The organism is Tropicimonas sp. TH_r6, from assembly GCF_033101155.1.
GTDB lineage: Bacteria > Pseudomonadota > Alphaproteobacteria > Rhodobacterales > Rhodobacteraceae > Tropicimonas.
On sequence record NZ_JAWMPX010000020.1, the window covers coordinates 1 to 16,020 of the forward strand.

The 16,020-nt window shown below is 62.9% G+C and carries 15 protein-coding genes; 2 read left to right on the forward strand and 13 right to left on the reverse strand.

Annotated features, from left to right (window positions below):
- Window positions 1-94: 94 nt before the first annotated feature.
- From R3X27_RS17435 to R3X27_RS17475, 10 genes are all read right to left on the reverse strand, one after another.
- The gene (locus R3X27_RS17435; RefSeq protein WP_317710155.1) at window positions 95-1,855 is read right to left on the reverse strand and encodes a fibronectin type III domain-containing protein; all 1,761 of its coding nucleotides are present in this window, start codon (window positions 1,853-1,855) and stop codon (window positions 95-97) included.
- Between the two features lie 10 nt (window positions 1,856-1,865).
- Entirely contained in the window at window positions 1,866-2,852 is a 987-nt protein-coding gene (locus R3X27_RS17440; protein WP_317710156.1) for a hypothetical protein, read from the reverse strand.
- Window positions 2,845-3,132, reverse strand: a complete 288-nt coding sequence (locus tag R3X27_RS17445; RefSeq protein WP_317710157.1) for a hypothetical protein — start codon at window positions 3,130-3,132, stop codon at window positions 2,845-2,847. Before R3X27_RS17445 ends, R3X27_RS17440 begins: the two co-directional genes overlap by 8 nt.
- Before the next feature lie 1,147 nt (window positions 3,133-4,279).
- Window positions 4,280-5,185, reverse strand: coding sequence for a zinc metalloprotease HtpX (gene htpX / locus R3X27_RS17450; protein WP_317710158.1), 906 nt, complete (start codon window positions 5,183-5,185; stop codon window positions 4,280-4,282).
- 126 nt (window positions 5,186-5,311) lie between these two features.
- The gene (locus tag R3X27_RS17455) at window positions 5,312-5,557 is read right to left on the reverse strand and encodes a FeoC-like transcriptional regulator (protein ID WP_317710159.1); all 246 of its coding nucleotides are present in this window, start codon (window positions 5,555-5,557) and stop codon (window positions 5,312-5,314) included.
- 10 nt (window positions 5,558-5,567) lie between these two features.
- Window positions 5,568-7,886: a Fe(2+) transporter permease subunit FeoB gene (gene feoB, locus R3X27_RS17460; protein ID WP_317710160.1), complete on the reverse strand. Its 2,319-nt coding sequence runs from the start codon at window positions 7,884-7,886 to the stop codon at window positions 5,568-5,570.
- Entirely contained in the window at window positions 7,886-8,122 is a 237-nt protein-coding gene (locus tag R3X27_RS17465) for a FeoA family protein (protein WP_317710161.1), read from the reverse strand. Before R3X27_RS17465 ends, feoB begins: the two co-directional genes overlap by 1 nt.
- Window positions 8,061-8,378: a FeoA family protein gene (locus R3X27_RS25680; protein WP_411572510.1), complete on the reverse strand. Its 318-nt coding sequence runs from the start codon at window positions 8,376-8,378 to the stop codon at window positions 8,061-8,063. The genes R3X27_RS17465 and R3X27_RS25680 overlap by 62 nt, the downstream gene beginning before the upstream one ends.
- A 174-nt stretch (window positions 8,379-8,552) precedes the next feature.
- Window positions 8,553-8,969 (reverse strand): Cu(I)-responsive transcriptional regulator, encoded by a 417-nt coding sequence (gene cueR / locus R3X27_RS17470; protein WP_317710162.1) that lies wholly within the window; start codon window positions 8,967-8,969, stop codon window positions 8,553-8,555.
- Window positions 8,966-11,425 (reverse strand): heavy metal translocating P-type ATPase, encoded by a 2,460-nt coding sequence (locus tag R3X27_RS17475; protein ID WP_317710163.1) that lies wholly within the window; start codon window positions 11,423-11,425, stop codon window positions 8,966-8,968. Before R3X27_RS17475 ends, cueR begins: the two co-directional genes overlap by 4 nt.
- Window positions 11,426-11,554: 129 nt before the next feature.
- Here R3X27_RS17475 and R3X27_RS17480 point away from each other — a divergent pair, with 129 nt between their 5' ends.
- Window positions 11,555-11,752: a heavy-metal-associated domain-containing protein gene (locus R3X27_RS17480; protein WP_317710164.1), complete on the forward strand. Its 198-nt coding sequence runs from the start codon at window positions 11,555-11,557 to the stop codon at window positions 11,750-11,752.
- Window positions 11,753-11,853: 101 nt separating this feature from the next.
- On the opposite strand, the gene kduI is transcribed toward R3X27_RS17480, so the two are convergent.
- Window positions 11,854-12,678, reverse strand: coding sequence for a 5-dehydro-4-deoxy-D-glucuronate isomerase (gene kduI / locus R3X27_RS17485; RefSeq protein ID WP_317710165.1), 825 nt, complete (start codon window positions 12,676-12,678; stop codon window positions 11,854-11,856).
- A 159-nt stretch (window positions 12,679-12,837) separates the two neighbouring features.
- Complete coding sequence (gene uxaC / locus R3X27_RS17490) at window positions 12,838-14,244, reverse strand: glucuronate isomerase (RefSeq protein ID WP_317710166.1); 1,407 nt, start codon at window positions 14,242-14,244, stop codon at window positions 12,838-12,840.
- A 97-nt stretch (window positions 14,245-14,341) separates the two neighbouring features.
- Between uxaC and R3X27_RS17495 the strand changes: the two genes are divergently transcribed.
- A complete protein-coding gene (locus R3X27_RS17495; protein ID WP_317710167.1) occupies window positions 14,342-15,037 on the forward strand; it encodes a GntR family transcriptional regulator in 696 nt (231 codons plus the stop codon).
- Window positions 15,038-15,070: 33 nt separating this feature from the next.
- Here the strand turns inward: R3X27_RS17495 and R3X27_RS17500 are convergent, their stop codons facing one another.
- Window positions 15,071-16,006 carry a sugar kinase gene (locus R3X27_RS17500; protein WP_317710168.1) on the reverse strand — a complete coding sequence of 312 codons (936 nt, stop codon included), beginning with the start codon at window positions 16,004-16,006 and terminating at the stop codon, window positions 15,071-15,073.
- Window positions 16,007-16,020: the final 14 nt, after the last annotated feature.

Sequence of the window (16,020 nt, forward strand, 5' to 3'; positions counted from 1 at the left end):
ACTTCATTGGGGGAGGCTCAGTTGCGTCAACTGCGACGGCATCACTCGCAGCTCAGTCCTTGGTCAGGCGGATCGCCTCCAGTCAACCACCGCACTAACTCGTCGTGACCGAGAAGACAGGCGACCATCTGCCAAAGCCGGCAGCCTCAGTGCTCACCGCGATTTGCATCTGGTATTCGGTACCGTTGCTCAGACCGCTGATGGTCATGGATTCGCTGGAGAACTCTTTGAGCGACCAGGCCCCGCCGCTGCCTTCCCGATAACGCAGGAGGTAATACTCCGCCCCGGCGACAGCCGTGGCATCAACGGTGATTGAACTGGCCGTTTGGGACGTGCTGTAACCCGGCGCATTCAACCGTTCCTCTAGCATTATCATGTTGCCGTTTGCATCTAGAGCGCCCCGCCTCTCGCTGTCAGTCCCGGTTTTCGGGGCATTGGCAACGAAGAACAGCATCCAGTCGCCGACATCCCAGAGGGTGTCCGGACCGCGATAGTTGGCGTCAAAGGTCGTGTTGATGGTTTTGTCGTTATCGCGCGTCTCGGCGTAAGCCGTCGAATCCGGGTATAGCCCGTGGGCCGAATAGCTTGACCTATCGGCAAGGAAACCGACTGTGTATTTGTAGGAGCTAGAGCCAAACCGGACAGCCCCGCCACCATATTCTGGCCGCTTGAACGTGCTCCGGCGAACAACCATACCTTCCGAGGAATAGGCCGAGTTGATACCCGACTGCAGGCCAGACCAGAAACAGCCATCGAGAATGGTGTCATCCGTGCGGCCCGCACTGACCTGTAAGATCGGTGCATCGCCCACATCGGAATATGCCCGCGTGTTGCCGATGATCTCAACCACATTTCGCAGAACCGGTCCTTTGGCCTGAATGGTTGGAGCCAAGCCGCCCCCGGTGTTGAAGCACTGCGTTGCATCTACGTGGGGGGCGCTCGCACTTTCTTCCTCGTAGACCCCGGTCACGCCAACCAGCGTTACCCGCTCTTCGATAAAATCGTGATCCACTGTGTTCCCCGCCATGCTCACGGCGCGGAAACCGTCGAAATAGCAGTATTTCCAGGAAACGTCCGTGATCGTGGTCCACTGGTTCACCTGGAACCCGCGCATATTGTAGATCATCAAGCCGCGATAAGTGATATTCCCGAGCCGGTCGAGCGACCACCACGGACCATCATTGACCGACGCCATGTCGCCCGTTTTCGCATCGGCCGCCGAAATGTCCCTGCCCGTGATGCGCAGGCTTTCAAGCACCGATCCGGTATCGGCAAGTGCAGACTCGCTGCCCTCAGTTGCGCTGCCGCTATGCTCGTGACCCTTCCATGTGACTGACCGCATCCCGGAGAAATCCATTTCGCCAGAGAAGACTGCCGGCGAGAGAGGATCCGACTGGATCGTAAGCGGGACCGAGGACCGATCCGTGAACACAACCGCCGAGCCATCATAGGTGCCGCCGGCAACCTGAACCACGGAATAGGCATCGTTCTGGATCGCGGCGTTCAAGTCCGTCACGCTCGAGACCGTGATATCCGGCGACGCGAGCGTCAAGCCAACCGGGCCGAAAGGTTGCGAGTAGACCACGCCTTCCGACCGATCGCTTTCGTCCAGCCGGACGTAGCAGACCCGAAGGCGACACCCCGCCGCCTGTGGAGGTATCTCGAAACCTCCCATCGGACTGGCCGGCGTCAAGGCGATCCAATCAGACCGCCCGGCGATTTGCGCTTCCATGAAGTGGGGCAAGCCCTCGAATGGCGTGTAGATCGAGACCGTCTCTCCGACTATCGCGATCCCGTTGATCCGGGGTTCCAGGCCGACCCTTGCGGCGAATGTTGCAGTCTTTCCAAATGCCATTGGCCTACCCTCAACTATAAACCAAGGCGATTGCTGCGCCTTGCTTGTACCCCATCGAATACGCGACGGCGAACGTTTCCGGCGTGCCACCAGCGGCGCTGCTCTGCGAGAAGGACCCCATAACCCTAGACGCAATCCCAGACACGTCGATTTGCTCAAACCCAGTGGAAGTGCTTATCGTGCCAGATGTATTGTCCACAATCATTGCCCCAATTACGAAATCGCCCGCGCCTGTGAGAACGTCGAGGTTTGCTGCAGTCGTCCCGCCGCTGATCGTGTTGTCCGACGAACAGGCAGCGTAGGTCTTGCCCGACACGTCGTATAACATCAAGCCGCGCCCGGAATAGGCCGCAGGGAAGTTTGCAACCACATCTGCGGAGCCTGTTGATGTTGCGACGAATTCCCACGCCTGAACGGTGCGGCTATTATACGCGACAGTTGTCCCTCGCTGCGTCGCCGACACCGCCCCAACAGATGCGGCTGACGCGCCGCCAGCAGTGTGTGTCGTGAGCAGGAGATAGCGATTTCCTGTGATCAGATCGGCCGTGAGCGTGGTGGTCGAGCTTGAATTGGATTCGAAAACCGCGTCCACGAAACTCAAGGTGGCCGCGCTTGCAAACTCGATGTCGGCCCGCGCAACATTTGAAACAGTGCCGTCAGGTTCGCCCCGGGCCACGACACTAAGTTCGTAGACCCCTGAAAGCCCGTCCGTAAAGGTTACGGTACTGTCGCATTCTCCGGTTTCAAGATCGATGTGCCCGCAATCGCTCACGCCTGCACCCGAAATGATTGCTTCGGCATCCGGGGCTGCGGATGGCTCGGTGACCACCCAATACAAACGGCTTGGGGCATCGACAACGACGCTAATTTCCTCACTCTCCTCATCCACCGTGAGCGCACTGATAAACGGTGCAGGCCCAGCCACAGGAACCGCTCTGAACTTGCGCGTAACGACGCGGGGAAGCGAGAGATCACGCCCGATGAACAGGCTACGCATGTGAAACACTCAACGAGCTGCCGAACTGGCAAAAGGCCCAGACGCGGGCCGCACCAGAGACACCCGGCCAAAGCTGGTCCAGCGTGATATCGGCAGCCAGGATGGCATTGGGCATAAGCCGCTTGCCGCCACCGTCTGAAGTAGGTTCGATTTCGTCGGTCGTGGCTTGAAGGGTCACGATGCTACCACTGAGATTCTGGACGCAGATCTCGGTCACGTCTGAGTTCGTGAGTTGCGTCCACTTGCCAGCGGTCAAGGAAATGTGCTCGTTGCGCGCCATGATGGGCTCCTATTGCTCGAATAACTCGGCGACGGCCTCGGTTGGGCCGTTTGCCTCGGTGAATGCTGGGCCGCGGACGAGGTCGCACACGGTTAGCAGCGTCGTGGTCGTGGGCACGCCCGGAGCCGGATCCGGCTCCGAGCGCCGATCCTCACGGGGGAACCGGAGTTAATTTGTTACGTGATATCTTCTGGTTACGCATGACACAGAAAGGCAACGACGCCGGAATCCAGTGTCTCATTGGGATTGTCCTCGAATTTCAGTTGTTCAAGAGCGGATCGTGCATCTGCCAGCTTTCGCTGCATCCGCCGGTAGTGTGTTTTGGCCACCTTCCGACAGGCCTCAACGCAGCTTCTCGAGCGCAAGCTCGGCAACCCTGGTCGCGCTTGGCCAACCAGGAATAGTTCGTAGCGGGGGTGGCCAGGAGCGGCTGGCAGAGCACATGGAGCGGCCCCGCCTGAACTTCGCCACTCCCCTGGTTCGACCAACCCGGTCGCCCCGCCGAGCGCTGTCAGCGGTAGGGTGCAGTCAGCATCTTCGTTTCCGGTACGACCGACTGCTTTGATGGCGAGTGTAACACCTGTTCCCCTCCTGTTGCGCGAACGCAGAACCGTCGAACGCTGCGACGCCCTCTAGCGAAAGCTGGGGACAGACATCGGGACTGCGAACGGCAACAGGTGAAGCGAAAACCTCTCGGAGCGCCACAAGATTGGAACACGACCGCTCCGCTCATTTCGCGGTTTGTCCTGTAGGTGGTTTCGTTGGAGGGATTCTCCAAGCCTTCGCGAACTGGAAATCCCTGGATCGGCAGACCCTGGCAGCACGAGCGCGCATCTTCTCACGTGCCGCCGGGAGGCGTCGGCACCCCATGCATTGGTTTCGGATGTTCGCGGCGTCGGTGGCATCATTGGAATTGGCAGGCCCGATAGCGAAACGGGCCGCTCTGATCCGGCCTCAACCCAAACGGTGCTCGACGCCATGCAGGTTTACAACGAGTTGTTCGGGAGGCTGCGGCGCAACGGCCAAGGTGTGGCCGCCCCTCTGCCTGACCACCGAAGAGGCGACCCGCCGGATCCCGAGGAGGCATGCCGACAAACACGCCATCTCCATAAGGCCAGAGCCGGGAAACAAGGAACCAGCGCCCCGATCAGCCCCAAGGTCCGGATTTCGGCGCGCGGGCCGCCTCTTTCCGAACGCGCGGCACTCCCGACGAGCTTGCCCCGCCGGCCATCTTGCGCAGTTCTGCCACACGATTTGCCGTCGACGGATGGGTTGCGAAGAGCGCGTCCCGGGTATGGGCATGAAGCGGATTGACGATGAACATATGCGCCGTTGCCGGATTCCTCTCTGCCGCATCGTAGTCGATCCGCGCTGCACCGGCCTGAAGGCGCTCCAGCGCATCGGCGAGCCAGAGCGGATGCCCGCAGATCTCCGCCCCGGCGCGATCGGCCGCATATTCCCGCGTCCGGCTGATCGCCATCTGCACAAGACCCGCCGCAAGCGGCGCCAGGAACATCAGCGCCAAAGAGCCGAGTAACCCCGGCCCTCCGTCCCGGCGTCCGCCGAAGAACAGGGCGAAATTGGCCAGCATCGTGATCGCGCCAGCGAAGGTTGCGGTCACAGTCATGATGGCGGTGTCGCGGTTGCGGATATGCGCCAGTTCATGGGCCACGACCCCCGCCACTTCCTCGCGGGAGAGTTGCTGCAACAGCCCGGTCGTTACCGCCACAGCGGCGTTGTCCGGGTTTCGGCCAGTGGCGAAGGCGTTGGGCTGGGGCGTGTCGATCACATAGACCGCCGGCATCGGCAACCCGGCCGCGTCGGCAAGATCCGCCACCATGCGCACCAACCCATGCGTGTCAGTGCCACCAACCGGACGGGCATTGTGCATCCGGAGAACCATCTTGTCGGAATTCCACCAGGAAAAGGCGTTCATGCCGGCAGCGGCGACAAGGGCGAAGACCATCCCGCCAGATCCTGCGAGCACATAGCCGATCCCCATGAAGAGGGCCGTCATCGCCGCCATCAACATGGCAGTTCGCGCATATCCCATGGATCTCGTCTCCCGAAATCTCTCGAACCAGTGCGCTCGATATAGACCCGAATCCGGCCGGTACAATCCTTGGGACAGGTTCGGGCGCTGGATGCTGAGCCCTCGCCGGTCGACCATCCCTCTGTTTCAGCAGGTCTCGCTGCCGCTGCACTCGTAGATTTCGAAACTGGCCGCGACCCCGCATCCGCCGCAATGCCCCGCGCCGCAGTCGGTACAGCTCGGCGCGAAATCCCGCCGGATAATCACGCCCTTGCGTATCCAGTGGTCCAGCATTCCACGCAGCGCGTCAGGGGCGATGCGGAAATGGTTGGACAGGTCGAGGATCGTCGCCGTTCCGTTGCGCTCCAGATAAGCCCTGATTTCCATCAGCATCGGTACGCTCCTACTCGGCTGAAAACGCCGGAGCGGACGCTGCGGCGGAGCGGGTCCCGATCTGGCGCAACACGATCACGAACAACGCCAGGAAAAGCAGCACACCACCAATCCAAAGCGCGGAGGACGTGGGATGGGCGGCAAAGGTCGCAGCCTGATAGAACAGCACCGCCGAGCCATAGCCGAGACCCACCGTCCAGGCGGCAGCGAAGATCGTCCAACTGGTATTGGTCTCCCGCCAGACCGCGCCCATGGCCGCCGCGCAAGGCATATAGAGCAGCACCATCAGCAAGTAGGCGAAAGCGCCCGCCTGACCGTCGAAGAGCCGCGCCATCGTGCCAAACGTGCCGACGGCAACCTCCTGCTCCGCCGCGGCAAGCCCGGGGTCATCCACCGTTCCGACATCGAGCCCAAGCGGATCGGTCGCGAGGCCGAACGCGTCCCTCAGGTTCGGGCCGATGCTCGCAAAGGCGTCTGAGACCCCCCCCGTGAAGGAAAACTCTTCGTCGTCGCCAACGCCGTCTTCAGAGAGCCCCTCGTAGAGCGTGTTCAGCGTGCCGACCACGGCTTCCTTGGCGAGAATGCCGGTGAAGACGCCGACTGTGGCCGGCCAGTTATCCTCCGTGATGCCCATTGGCCCGAAGGCTGGCGTCAGGGTGCGGCCGATCTCGGAGAGCACGGAGCTGTCCGTATCCTCGTTGCCGAAGCTGCCATCCGTACCCCAGGAATTGAGAAAGGCCAGCACCAGCACCATCGCAACAATCACACGGCCGGCATCAACGATGAATGTCTTGAGCCGATCCCAGCTGCGCAGGCCGAGCCCGCGCAGGGTCGGCAGGTGATAGGGCGGCAGCTCCATCACGAAGGGCGCGGCCTCGCCTTTCAGCAACGTTGTCTTGAGCAGCAACCCGGTGGCCACGGCGGCCGCGAGTCCGATCAGGTAGAGCGCAAAAACGAGGTTCTGCCCGCCGCTGGGGAAAAAAGCCGCCGCAAAGAGGGCATAGACGGGCAGCCGCGCGCCGCAGGACATGAAGGGCGCCATCATGATCGTCATGGTCCGGTCGCGCTGATTTTCCAGCGTCCGCGTCGCCATGATCGCCGGGACATTGCAGCCGAAGCCGACGATCAGCGGCACGAAACTCTTGCCCGGCAATCCGAGAAACCGCATGAAACGGTCCATCACGAAGGCCGCCCGCGCCATGTAGCCCGAATCTTCCAGCGCCGAGAGGAAGAGGAAGAGGACCGCGACAATCGGGATGAAGGTCGCCACGGTCTGGATGCCGCCGCCAATGCCGGTGGAGAGCAGCGTGTTCAGCCACTCCGGCATCCCGATGGCAGAGAACAGCGCCGCCGGAGCATCGACGAAGAGCGTGCCGGCGAGGATGTCAAAAAAATCTATGAAGGCACCGCCGATGTTAATGGTGACCATGAACATCAGGTACATGACGAAGAGAAAGAGCGGGATGCCAAGCGGACGGTAGAGCACGATGCGGTCGAGCCGGTCGGACATGGTCCGGTTGAGCTCGGTGGTCCGGCACATGCTGTCCCGCGCGACGCGGGTGACGAAATCGTAGCGTCCGCAGGCAATCGCGGTGTCGGCATCCATGCCAAGCTCGGCCTGCAGCGCGTCACGCTCTGTCCGAACCGCGCTCATCAGCGTCAGGTCGGTCATGCCGGGACAGAGTTCGTCGCCTTCAAGGTGCTTGATGGCCAGCCAGCGCGGATCCGCATTCTCGATGGAGTCCTGCGTCGCCGTCATTAGCCGAGTGATGCTCGCCTCAAGTGTCTCGTCAAACTCGACATCGCCCCGCGGCGGCCTCCCCGCCCGCGCGGCGGCCAACGCGCCATCCAGCAGCGCCGCAATACCCTGCTGCGACGAGGCAACCAGCGGAATTACCGGACAACCGAGATGGCGCGAGAGCCGTTCGGCATCGACCTCGATACAGCGCCCGCGCGCCACATCCATCATGTTGAGCGCGACGATCATCGGGACGCCCATTTCCAGGAGCTGCACCGTCAGGTAGAGATTGCGCTCCAGGTTGGAGGCGTCCAGCACGTTGATGACGAGATCGGGCTTTTCTGAAACGAGGTAGTCGCGTGCCAGCCGCTCATCAAGCGAGGTGCTGCCGCCAGCGACCGAGAGCGAGTAGACCCCGGGCAGGTCCACGAGATCCACCGAGGTACCGGCATGGACGAAGCGCCCAACCTTCTTTTCGACGGTCACGCCCGGCCAGTTTCCGACATACTGGTTCGCACCGGTCAGCGCGTTGAAAAGCGTGGTTTTGCCGCAATTTGGATTGCCGGCAATCGCCATGGTCAGATCGGCCATCAGGAGAGTTTCCGCACGTTGAACGCATCCGCCTCGCCCTTGCGCAAACTCAGCGCAAAGCCCTTCAACTCGATCTCCACCGGATCGCCCAGCGGCGCCACACGCAGCACGTGGAATTCCGCGCCGGGGATCACCCCCATCGACTGGAGTTTCTGCCGGTAGCCCTTGTCTCCGCTATCGAAACCAACCACGACGGCACGGTCTCCGACGGCAAGGTCCTTGAGCTTTACAGTCATTTCGCGCGTCTCCTTGTTCCCTCGACGGCGTCACCAGGATTTTCTGGGCCACGCCCTCGCCAAGGGCAAATCGGGCCCCGTCCACTGCGACCACCATCCGGCCGCAACCCGCTTTCTGGACAACCCGGAGTGTCTTGCCCGCCATCACGCCGAGATCGCCAAGGCGCTTCTGCACGGCCCGTCCACCGGCAATTGCCGTCACCTCGACCTGTTCGCCGATCGAGGTCAGTGCCAGAGGCAGGCCTTCAAGACTCATTCGGGGCTCCGAAAGCTGTGATTTCCTGTGCTCCTCGCCGCTCCCCTTTCGGGATTTCCGACTAAAACACTTCACTTTCGTTATCTATCCGACAGAAACACTTCTTTGACCTCTGTCAAATTCACAACTCGCCTATGCAGATTGCGGCAATTCGTTGATCTGAAGTGGCGCAGGCTATTGGCGGTCGTCGTCAGATCCAGCGGCGCCCACTCCTGCGAGGTCGTCGAGGATGGGACAATCTGGGCGACTGTCCCCTGCGCAACAACTGACCAAATGGGCAAGGGCCTGCCGCATGGCTGTCAACTCCGCGAGCTTCTCGTCGATCCGGGCAAGATGCCCCCGCGCGATTCGCTTTACATCCGCGCTGGCCCGCTGCCGGTCGCCATAGAGCTCCAGCAATCCCCGACAGTCCTCGATCGAGAACCCGAGCGAGCGCGCGCGCCCGAGAAACGCGAGCCGGTGCATATCGCTCTCCCGAAACCGTCGATATCCGTTTTCGTCCCGTAGCGGCGAGATCAGGCCGATCTCCTCGTAGTACCGGATCGTCTTGGCCGGCAAACCGGTGCGCCGCGCAACATCCCCGATATTCATTCCAACGCCTCCAGCGACAGGGCCGGCTCAACCCGCCGCAGGCGCAGCGCATTGCTCACCACCAGCACCGACGAGGCCGCCATCGCGCCCGCGCCGAGCATTGGCGAGAGCAACAGGCCGAAGGCCGGATAGAGAACACCGGCAGCAACCGGGATCAATGCCGTGTTGTAGCCAAAGGCCCAGAACAGGTTCTGCCGGATATTGCGCATCGTCCGCGCCGAGAGATCGAGCGCGTTGACCACGCCGCGCGGGTCGCCATTCATCAGCACCACATCGGCGCTCTCGATGGCAACATCCGTCCCCGTCCCCAGCGCAATACCGACATCTGCCCGCGCCAGTGCCGGCGCATCGTTGATCCCGTCCCCGACAAAGGCCAGTGTTCGACCGCCCTTGCACAGATCATCCAGCGCGGCGACCTTGCCCTCCGGCAACACCTCGCTGACCACCGTCTCGATCCCCAGCGCGCCCGCAATCGCATCGGCCGAAGCACGGCTGTCGCCGGTGATCATCGCCACCTCGACCCCCTGCGCCTTCAGCGCGGCCACCGCCGCCGCCGCGCCCGGCTTGACCCGGTCCGCAATCGCTAGGACCCCGACCACGCGCCGGTCGATGGCGACATGGATCACGCTCTGCCCCTTGCTCGCATAGATCGCGGAATCCGCGTTGAGGGGCCCGGCGCGCCGTCCCTCCTGCTCCATGAGCCGCGGCGAGCCGACGATCACCATGTGGCCCTCGACCTCGCCTCGCACGCCCAGCCCGGTGACCCCTGTGAACCCCGAAACCTCAGGCAACGCCTCCGGCCCCGCCTCGACAATCGTCCGCGCCAGCGGATGTTCCGAGAACTGTTCAACCGCCGCCGCAAGCCGCAGCACCGCCTCGCGTGACCAGCCCGGTGCAACTGCCACCGCCGCAAGGCTCGGCTTGCCCTCGGTCAGGGTCCCGGTCTTGTCGAAGGCGACCACGCGTGCCGCCTGCAGCGCCTGCAATGCATCCCCCCGCCGGAACAAAACACCAAGCTCGGCCGCCCGGCCCGTGCCGACCATGATCGAGGTCGGCGTCGCCAGACCCATCGCGCAGGGGCAGGCGATGATCAGCACTGCAACGCCCGCCGTCAACGCATAGCCAAGCACCGGTTCTGGCCCGAAGGCCAACCAGACCCCGACCGTCACCGCCGCGATCGCCATCACCACGGGCACGAACCAGAACGTGATCCTGTCGACCAGCCCCTGGATCGGCAGCTTGGCCGCCTGCGCCTGCTCGACCATGCGCACGATCTGCGCCAGTACCGTCTGCGCGCCGACCCGTGTCGTCCGGACCTGCAGCGCGCCAGTGCCGTTGACCGTGCCGCCGACCACCGCGTCGCCAACGCCCTTGGGCACTGGCAGCGGCTCACCCGTCAGCATCGACTCGTCGATATGGCTCTCGCCCTCCAGCACCTCGCCATCGACCGCCACACGTTCGCCAGGCCGCAGAAGGACAGTGTCTCCCGGCTGGATCGCCTCGACCGTCACGGTGACCGGCGTGCCATCGCGCAACAGCGTCGCCTCGCTGGGGCGTAGCCCGACAAGATGTCGGATCGCCTCGCTCGTCCGACCTTTGGCTCCCGCCTCCAGCGACCGCCCCAGCAGGATCAGCACCACGATCACCGCCGCCGCCTCGAAATAGACCGCCCGCGTTTCTTCCGGCAGCAGCCCCGGCGCCAAGGTCGCAACGACCGAGAACCCGTACGCTGCCAATGTGCCAACCGCGACGAGACTGTTCATGTCCGGTGCACCGCGCAGCAATGCAGGAATGCCTCTTTGATAGAAGCGCCGTCCAGGACCCACCAACACAAGCGTTGTCAGCACCATCTGGATGATCCAGCTGGCCTGTTGACCGATGGTCGCCGCGACCCAGTGGTGGAAAGGTGGGAACAGGTGGCCTCCCATCTCCAGCACGAAGACCGGCAGCGCGAGGGCCAACGCCAGAAACATATCGCGCCGCAAGGCATCCGCTTCGGCCTGCTTGCGCGCGCCGCTATCCGGCATCTCCGCATCCGGCATCGCGGCCGGGTAGCCCGCCGCCGTCATCGCCTGCGCCAGTTCCGCCTCCGTGGTCTGACGCTCCAGAAAGCGCACGCGCGCCGTCTCGTCGGCCAGGTTGACCGACGCGTCCAGCACACCCGGATCGCGCTTGAGAATCCGTTCGACCCGCCCCACGCAGGCCGCGCAGGACATGCCCTCAACACTGAAGACGGCCTCCCGAACCCGTGCTGGATACCCCGCCATGTCCAAGGTCGCGACGAGATCGCCTGCATCAGCTTCCGCCTCGAAACGCACCTTGGCGCTCTCGCCCGCGAGGTTGACCGACGCCTCGGCCACGCCCGGCATCGCCTTCAAGGCCCGTTCGACCCGGCCCGAACAGGCCGCACAGGCCATGCCGTCAATGTTGAGAAAGAGGGTATCAGATGTGCTCATGGGGACTCACCTTGTAGGCTATGGCGTCGACATAAGGCTTCCATCTACTGGAAGGTCAAGAGGCCGCGGGCATTGCACTTGACCTTACCGCAGGGGAACGGTCAAACCGGGGTAAGAAGGAGAAGCCCGATGAAATTCAACGTCCCCGACATGAGCTGCGGTCACTGCACGGCGGCCATCGAGAAGGCGATTCTGGAAGCGGAATCCGGCGCGAAGGTCGCCTGCGATATCGACTCCCGCACCGTCACCGTCGAATGCTCCCTCTCGCCCGAGTCGATCACGACCATCCTGCTCGAGGCCGGTTACAAAGCCAAAACCATCGAATAATCCGCCCGATCCGGCCCGACCCCGGGGGAGCGCTAGAAGAGCGCCGGGGGCGGAGCCCCCGCCACCGAAGGACCGCGCGCCGCGCAATGCGGCGAGCGCGACTATTTCATGTCGCCGATCGCGATCATGTCCATATCGGTGAAATCGACATTGTCGCCCGCCATCACCCAGCAGAAGCTGTAATTCGACGTTCCAGCCCCGGAATGGATCGACCAGGGCGGCGAAATCACGGCTTCTTCCGCTGCCATTACCAGGTGCCGCGTCTCCTGGCCTTCCCCCATCATGTGGAAGACCCGATGCTCGGAATCCATGTCGAAATAGAGATACGCCTCCATCCGGCGATCATGTGTGTGGGCCGGCATCGTGTTCCATGCCGAGCCTTCATGAACAATCGTGTAGCCCATGACGAGTTGGTTGAGATCGACGATATCCGGGTGGATGAACTGCAACAGCGACCGGCGGTTGATCCCGGCCTGCGAGCCAAGCTCCAACCGGTTTGCCATCTCGGGCGTAACCAGAACCGGTTTGGTCGCGCGATGCGCGGGCGCCGAGGTAACGTAGAAACGTCCCGGGCCTGAGAAGCTCACCGGGCCGGAGCCCATCGGCAGATAGAGGATCTCCCCCTTCTGCACGTCCCAACTCTCGCCGCCAGCGGAGACCTTACCCGTCTCACCGATATTCAGGATGCCCATTTCGCGGCGGTCCAGGAAGGAGGCTGTTCCCGTGGCCTCGACGCTGTCGAGCACCAATTCGCCCCCCGATGGCACGACGCCCCCGAGGATCAAGCGGTCATAATGGGTGTAGATGAGTCGGATTTCGCCTTCGGCAAAAAGCGCGCCGGCGTGGAAGTTCTTGCGCAACGCCGCGGTATCCATCCCCTTCGCAGTTTCAGGATCGATGGCATAGCGGGTCTCGACGGTTAACATTTCAAGTCCTTTCGGTGAATTACGGCGCGAACGGCGTGAGGCTTTCGGGAAACCACCCGACATCACGGGGGACGCAGCCACGTCCGGACCCGACCGGCGCCGCGCCCGGGCTTGGGACGGCTCGGGCATGGAACTCGGCCGCGATCCGATTGCCCCGCGTCAGAGACGGTAGGCTTTCTTCACGAGACGGTAGCTGAGATCCTGCGCGACCTCGTATGCCTCGTCCTCTGCCAGCCTGCCGGTGGCACAGAGCGTTGCGAGATACGCGCAATCGACCCGACGGGCGACATCGTGACGTGCCGGGATCGAGCAGAAGGCCCGTGTGTCATCGTTGAACCCGACCGTGTTATAGAACCCGGCGGTCTCGGTGGTCATCTCCCGGTAACGGCGCATGCCTTCGGCACTGTCAAAGAACCACCAGGCCGGGCCAAGCTTGAGCGAGGGATAGGCCCCGGCCAACGGTGCCAGTTCGCGCCCATGAGCGGTCTCGTCCAGCGTGAAAAGGATGATCGACAGGCCCGGCTCCAGCCCGACCGCGTCCAGCAGCGGCTTGAGCGCGCGGACATAATCGGTGCGCGACGGGATATCGAACCCCTTATCGCGACCGAAGCGGCCCATGACCGACCCCGAATGGTTGCGGAAGGATCCGGGATGGATCTGCATGACCAGCCCGTCCTCCAGGCTCATCCGTGCCATCTCGGTCAACATATGGCCGCGGAACGCATCGGCCTCTTCGGCCGTACAAGCGCCCTTCAACGCCTTCTGGAACAACGCCTCCGCCTCGGCGCGGGGCAGGTTCTCGGTCCGCGCGGTGGGGTGGCCATGATCGGAGGACGTGGCACCGAAATCCTTGAAATAGGCGCGGCGGTTGCGATGCGCATCCAGGTAGCCGTCCCAATTTGTGGCATCTGTACCGGCCATCTCGCCGAATTTCTCGATATTCGCTGCGAAGCCCTCAAACTCCGGATCGATGACCGGATCGGGACGATAGGCAGTCACGACCCGGCCCGACCAACCGCTCTCACGGATCATCCGGTGCCAGCGCAGATCGTCCAGCGGGCTCTCGGTCGTGGCAATCGCCTCGATGCCGAACCGCTCGAACAGAGCGCGCGGCCGGAACTCCGGACGTTTCAGGCAATCATCGATGTGATCGTAGAACTCGTCCGCCGTCTCAGGCGACAGCCGCTTCTCCAGCCCGAACACATCGTGGAAGGACTGGTCCAGCCAGAGTCGCGACGGGGTGCCCCGGAACAGGTGGTAATGCGCGGCAAATAGACGCCAGATCTTGCGTCCATCCGTCTCGACGCGCGTACCGTCGGCGAGGGGAACACCGAGATCTTCCAGATTCACGCCTTGCGAAAACAGCATCCGAAACACGTAGTGATCTGGCGTCACGAAGAGCTGCGCAGGGTCCGGAAAGGCTTCATTTTCGGCATACCAGCGCGGATCCGTGTGCCCGTGCGGGCTTACGATCGGCAGCTCGGCAACGGTCTGATAAAGCGCGCGCGCCAGTCCCCGAGCCTGCGGTTCCATCGGGAAAAGTCGATCAGGGTCAAGAAGAGCCATGCAACACCCGCCTCCTCGCGGACCTGTCGGCCAGTCGGCCATTGGCAACTGGCCGACTGGTATGCTAGTAGAAAAATGAAGTCAAGTTGGCGAACCCATGTCAGACCCACCAGCCCTGCGCAGCCTCGATCCGATTGCACGCCCCAGCGTGGCCGATCAGGCATTTTCCGAGCTGCACAAACAGATCGTCTGGCTGACGCTTCCACCCGGCGCTCGCCTGTCCGAGGTCGAGGTCGCCAAGGCGCTCGGCGTCTCCCGCCAACCCGTCCGCGATGCGTTCTTTCGCCTGGCCCAACTCGGTTTCCTGGAGATCCGGCCTCAGAGAGCCACGCGGGTTTGCCTGATCTCGTCGGAAGCCGTGGCTCAGGCGCGCTTTGTCCGCACGGCGCTGGAAGTGGAAATCGTGCGCGTCGCCTGCGAGAGTCTGACCACGCAATGGAAACGGCAGCTCAAACGCAACCTCGCGGAACAGGAACTGGCCGTCCAGGCAGATGACCGCAAAGCCTTCCATCATCTCGATGACGCCTTCCACGAGGCGCTCTGCCTGATGTCGAACCACCCCTTCGCCTGGCAGATCATCCAACAGAGCAAGGCGCATCTCGATCGGGTACGGCTGTTGTCCCTCTCCTTCAACCAGGAGCAGACACTGGACGAACACAAGGTGCTGTTCGACGCCGTCGTGGCGCGGGACAAGGATCTCGCCGAGTCGGCGATGCGCGCGCATCTCGCTCGACTCGATAGCGAGATTGACCGAATCCGGGCCGAGAACCCCGACTATTTCGCCCAGACGTGACCGCCCGACCGAAGTCGGGCGGGCGCGGCAGGCTCAGCCTTCCGCGTTCCAGATCTCTTTCGGGACGATGGCGCCCGGGCAGGTGATGACCCGCGCCGCGCAATCATGGCCAGCCATCAGTGCAGCGCCGATATCCGCGCCCTGAGCATATTGCGACAAGAAACCACCGACGAAACTGTCCCCGGCCGCCGTCGTGTCGACAACCTTCGCGACCATCCGATAGCTCAGCGCCTCCGGCAGTGTCGCGCCGATCGGCAACGGACCTTCACCACCGCGTTTGAGAGCGCCAAATGGAACGCCATAGCCTTCAAGACGGCGCATCACGGCATCCGCGTCCGCGTCGCCGAAAAGCTCCATTTCGTCATCGACCGACGGGAAGGCGACATCGCATTTGCGCCAAGCTGTCTCCACATCCCGCCGAGCGGTCGCGACATCTTCCCAGAGCTTGGGGCGGTAGTTGGAGTCGAAGGCAACCTTTCCGCCTGCGGTCCGATAGCCGTCGATCCAGTCGAACAGGGCTGTCCGCTGGGCCGGGCTCAGGATGGCCAGGGTGATGGCGGAGTAGTACACGAGATCGAACTCGGACAAGGCGGCGAAAGTCTCTCCGCCATCGTCGGCAAAGAGCGTTCGCGCGGCGGAAGAATCGCGCCAATAGGTAAAGCTCCGCTCGCCGGCCTCGTCTGTCGTGATAGCGTAGAGGCCGGGAATGCGTTCGGGATGGCGCCGCATATGGGCCACGCCGACTTGTTCATCGCTGATGAATTCCAGCATCCGATCCGAAAGAGGATCCACCCCCACGGCCGATACGAACTCAACGTCGAAATCCGTTGGCAGCAGACGTCGCAGATAGATCGCGGTGTTCAGCGTATCGCCGGCATATCCGACCCGTGCTTCGCCTTCTCCGGCTCCGAGCGAGAGCTCGATCATCGCCTCGCCAAAGCAGGCGATCTTCCTCAATGTCTCCGGCATGTCCATCCGTTCCG

Excerpts from the sequence above, each read along its gene's own strand:
- R3X27_RS17435 (WP_317710155.1), bottom strand. The coding sequence starts at position 1,855 with ATGGCATTTGGAAAGACTGCAACATTCGCCGCAAGGGTCGGCCTGGAA.
- R3X27_RS17440 (WP_317710156.1), bottom strand. The coding sequence starts at position 2,852 with ATGCGTAGCCTGTTCATCGGGCGTGATCTCTCGCTTCCCCGCGTCGTT.
- R3X27_RS17445 (WP_317710157.1), bottom strand. The coding sequence starts at position 3,132 with ATGGCGCGCAACGAGCACATTTCCTTGACCGCTGGCAAGTGGACGCAA.
- htpX (WP_317710158.1), bottom strand. The coding sequence starts at position 5,185 with ATGGGATATGCGCGAACTGCCATGTTGATGGCGGCGATGACGGCCCTC.
- R3X27_RS17455 (WP_317710159.1), bottom strand. The coding sequence starts at position 5,557 with ATGCTGATGGAAATCAGGGCTTATCTGGAGCGCAACGGAACGGCGACG.
- feoB (WP_317710160.1), bottom strand. The coding sequence starts at position 7,886 with ATGGCCGATCTGACCATGGCGATTGCCGGCAATCCAAATTGCGGCAAA.
- R3X27_RS17465 (WP_317710161.1), bottom strand. The coding sequence starts at position 8,122 with ATGACTGTAAAGCTCAAGGACCTTGCCGTCGGAGACCGTGCCGTCGTG.
- R3X27_RS25680 (WP_411572510.1), bottom strand. The coding sequence starts at position 8,378 with ATGAGTCTTGAAGGCCTGCCTCTGGCACTGACCTCGATCGGCGAACAG.
- cueR (WP_317710162.1), bottom strand. The coding sequence starts at position 8,969 with ATGAATATCGGGGATGTTGCGCGGCGCACCGGTTTGCCGGCCAAGACG.
- R3X27_RS17475 (WP_317710163.1), bottom strand. The coding sequence starts at position 11,425 with ATGAGCACATCTGATACCCTCTTTCTCAACATTGACGGCATGGCCTGT.
- R3X27_RS17480 (WP_317710164.1), top strand. The coding sequence starts at position 11,555 with ATGAAATTCAACGTCCCCGACATGAGCTGCGGTCACTGCACGGCGGCC.
- kduI (WP_317710165.1), bottom strand. The coding sequence starts at position 12,678 with ATGTTAACCGTCGAGACCCGCTATGCCATCGATCCTGAAACTGCGAAG.
- uxaC (WP_317710166.1), bottom strand. The coding sequence starts at position 14,244 with ATGGCTCTTCTTGACCCTGATCGACTTTTCCCGATGGAACCGCAGGCT.
- R3X27_RS17495 (WP_317710167.1), top strand. The coding sequence starts at position 14,342 with ATGTCAGACCCACCAGCCCTGCGCAGCCTCGATCCGATTGCACGCCCC.
- R3X27_RS17500 (WP_317710168.1), bottom strand. The coding sequence starts at position 16,006 with ATGCCGGAGACATTGAGGAAGATCGCCTGCTTTGGCGAGGCGATGATC.